The 3,230-nt window shown below is 73.2% G+C and carries 4 protein-coding genes and 1 pseudogene; 2 read left to right on the top strand and 3 right to left on the bottom strand.

Going from position 1 to position 3,230, the window contains the following annotated elements; genetic code table 11:
- The 3 genes from G6045_RS42280 to G6045_RS41850 form a co-directional block, all read right to left on the bottom strand.
- Positions 1-851 (bottom strand): FUSC family membrane protein (locus tag G6045_RS42280; protein WP_328708087.1); only part of this gene is annotated, 851 nt, incomplete at its 3' end.
- Positions 848-2,077 carry a glycosyltransferase family 2 protein gene (locus G6045_RS39935; RefSeq protein ID WP_328708088.1) on the bottom strand — a complete coding sequence of 410 codons (1,230 nt, stop codon included), beginning with the start codon at positions 2,075-2,077 and terminating at the stop codon, positions 848-850. The genes G6045_RS42280 and G6045_RS39935, both read right to left, overlap by 4 nt.
- Entirely contained in the window at positions 2,064-2,396 is a 333-nt protein-coding gene (locus G6045_RS41850) for a hypothetical protein (RefSeq protein WP_235968607.1), read from the bottom strand. Before G6045_RS41850 ends, G6045_RS39935 begins: the two co-directional genes overlap by 14 nt.
- A gap of 131 nt (positions 2,397-2,527) precedes the next feature.
- On the opposite strand from G6045_RS41850, the gene G6045_RS39945 reads away from it, so the two are divergent.
- Both G6045_RS39945 and G6045_RS41855 read left to right on the top strand, forming a co-directional pair.
- On the top strand, positions 2,528-2,968 hold the full coding sequence (locus G6045_RS39945) for a DUF6325 family protein (RefSeq protein WP_165337149.1): 441 nt from the start codon (positions 2,528-2,530) through the stop codon (positions 2,966-2,968).
- 58 nt (positions 2,969-3,026) lie between these two features.
- Positions 3,027-3,230 (top strand): annotated as a pseudogene (locus G6045_RS41855) (hypothetical protein); the annotation flags it as partial.

Genomic DNA, 3,230 nt, shown 5'->3' on the forward strand with positions numbered 1-3,230 from the left:
CGCTCCTCGTACGCCGCCTCTCCGCCCCCCACCACCAACACCGCAGGCGCCGCCGCGATGACCTCCACCAAGAGGTCGAGGTCGGTGGTGAGTTGGGCGGTGGTGGTGCCCGGGCGGGGGGCGGAGAGGCGGCGTACGAGGAGCGTGTCGTAGGCCGCGTCCATCGCCTCCGTCACCGCGTGGCGGCGCTCGGCCCAGGTGTCGTCGGTGGCGTCGAGGAGGTCCGCGACGGCGTGCAGCGCCCCGGCCACCGCCTGCCGTTCCCCCAGGCCGGGCCGGCGCAGGGCCTGGCCGAGGGAGAGCAGCATCAGCGGGACGCCGCCGAGCAGGAACAGCAGCGGCACCTGCCACCACGGCGCCGTGGCCGGCAGACCGAGGCCCATGGCGGTGGCGAGCAGCAGGACCAGCGTGGCCATGTCGCTGATCCGGCCGATCGTCGAGACCAGACCGCTGATCAGCGCGACCACCGTGACGAGCAGGATTTGTGCCCACGCCTGGCCGTGGGTGAGCCGGCCGAGCGCTAGCCCGACCGCGCCGCCGAGTTGGGGCAGGAGCAGGGTCAGCGCCCGGGTGCGCCAGGGCGCGGCGGAGTCGTCGACGGCCGCACCGTACGCACCGAGCGCGGCCGCCGCTCCGAGGTCGGGGCGCCCGGCCAGCTGGCCCGCGGCCAGCGGAACGAGCACGCCCAGCGCGCCACGTACCACCAGCGCGCGGTCCACCGGCACGGGCCGGATCCGGACCGTGTGCCGCAGCCACGACGTGCCGCGCCCGCCGGGCCGGACCCGGACCGAGGACGCGCGCCCACCGCGGACCGCGTGCCGCAGCCACGACCTCGCGCGCCCGCCGGTCACGGCTGCGTCGAGTCCCGTGGCAGGTCCCAGACGACCCGGCGCTCGCGCGGACCGTGCAGGAGTCCCCTGGTCTGGGCGGTGATCGCGGCGAGGGCGTTGATCGTCCAGTACGCGAGCGGGTAGAGCGGCAGCAGCAGACAGGCGTACGGGAGCCGAGGGTCGAGGCGCCGCTCGACGGCCACGGCGATCGCGATCTGCAGCACCGCGACGACCGCGATCCCCACACCCCACGCGATCATCCAGCGGAACTTGGTGTCCCCGGGATGCGTCGCCCAGTGCACGACACCCCAGGCTGTGGCGATCAGCATCGTCAGGACCCAGAGATACGAGAGCAGGGCTTCGAGCGCGATCGGCCACAGGGGCCAGTGGCGGGGGCGGCAGACCGTACGGGCATGGGTGCGCAGGACCTCGCCCTGGCCGCGGGCCCAGCGGGTGCGCTGGGCCCAGATGCTGCGGACGGTCCCCGGGACCTGCATCCCGACGAGGGCGTGCGGGGCGAAGCCGGTCAGATGGCCGGCTTCCAGGAGCCGCCAGGTCAGCTCGATGTCCTCGGTGGCCATCTTCGGGTCGTAGCCGCCGACGGCGAGCACGGCGTCACGGCGGAACAGACCGAGCACTCCGGCCACCGTGCCGACCCGGCCCGCCAGGGCGTGGGTGCGGCGCATCAGGCCGATCAGCGAGGACGCCTCCAGCATCTGCATCGTGGCGAGCACTCCGCCCCGGTTGGTGACACGGGGGCTGCCGGCGACGGCCGCGTAGCGCGGGGAGCGCTGGATGCGGGCGACCAGGTGCCGGACCGCGTCGGGGTGCAGATGGGTGTCCGCGTCGGTGACCAGGACGAGGCCGTGGCGCGCGCGGCGCATGCCGTCGTTGAGCCGGTCGGCCTTGCCCAGGTTCACGCCGTCGTCGAGCACGCGCACGCGCGGGTCGTCGCCCGCCGCGTTCCGGGCGGCGGTGACCGTGGCGTCGGCCGAGCCGTCGTTGAGGATCAGGATCTCGAGGGCGGGGTAGCGCACGTCGCGCAGTGCGCGGACGCAGCGCCCGATGACCTGTTCTTCGTTGTACGCGGGAATCAGGACGCTCACACCGGGCCAGCCGCCCGGCGGTTCGGCGGGATCGGAACGCCCCTCAAGGATGCGGAAGAGCACACCGCCGACCATCCACGCGGCTCCGGTGACCACCGGATAGAAGGCGAGGAAGAGGAGGAGGACGTCAAGGACGCTCACGCCGCTCCTCCCTGTGCCGCAGGGTGATGGCCCAGAACAGGGCGAGGGCGAAGACGAGCCACGAGATCACGACGGCGAGAAGCAGCGTGCGCAGGATGTGGCTGTGGCCGAGCAGGGCGATCGCGAGGACACCCGCCGCGGCCCACACGAGTGCGCCGAGCAGGAACGCGAACAGCAGCCGGCCGCGGGAGGCGGGCCGTGCGGGCTCGAAGACGCCGCCGGAGCCGACGCCGCCGGAGCCGACGCCGCCGGAGCCGAAGCTGCCGGAGCCGAAGCTGCCGGAGTCGACGCCGCCGGAGCTGTGCCGCCCTGCGGCCATGGGCGTACCTCGCATCCATGGGTCGTCGCCGCGTGCCGCCCGGGGCCTTCTGTGGCGGCTCGCGCATCACATACGCGTCACCCTATGATCCGAATAGTCCGTAATGCACCCCCAGGGAAGGCGGCCCGCCCGTGCCCAGTGGCCTCAATGCCGACACCATCGGACCGGTCGATGTCGCCGTGATCGCCTTCGAGGGGAGCAAGTTCAACGGCGATGTCGTGCCCGCCCTGCGGGAGTTGCAGCAGGCCGGCACGGTGCGGGTCCTCGATCTGAGCTTCATCCACAAGGGCACCGACGGCTCCGTGGAGATCGTCGAGCTCGGTGACGAGGAAGTGGCCGAGACGTTCCACCACGTCACCGAGGCGCAGTTCGACCTGTTCAGCGACGAGGATCTGCAGGCGATCGCGGACGGGCTGCCCGCGCGGTCGTCGGCGCTCGTCGTCGCCTGGGAGAACACCTGGGCCGCGCGCCTGGGCGCGGCGATCCACGGCTCGCAGGGTGAGCTGCGGCTGCTCGAGCGGATCGACCGGGACACCGTCGTCGCCGCCGTCACCGCGCTCGACGCCGACTGACGAGCCGCCGACCGACCGATACGGAAACCGACCACCGACACGGAAGGAAGAGGAACCTATGCTGCCTCGGAGAGTAGGACGCCCCGGACTGCTGGGCACAGTGGTCCGCACCGCCGTCATCTCGGGGACCGCCTCGGCCGTCTCCAACCGTGTGAACCGCGGGATGGCCGAGCGCGATATGCACCGGCAGGCGGATCAGCAGGCCCAGGCGCAGGAGGCCGCCGCCCAGGCCCAGGCCCAGCAGCAGTGGGCCGCCCAGCCG

It is taken from the genome of Streptomyces mesophilus (assembly GCF_011044995.1).
GTDB lineage: Bacteria > Actinomycetota > Actinomycetes > Streptomycetales > Streptomycetaceae > Streptomyces > Streptomyces mesophilus.

Bases quoted from the DNA above. Each gene is read 5' to 3' on its own strand.
- G6045_RS41850 (WP_235968607.1), bottom strand. From the start codon at position 2,396: ATGGCCGCAGGGCGGCACAGCTCCGGCGGCGTCGACTCCGGCAGCTTC.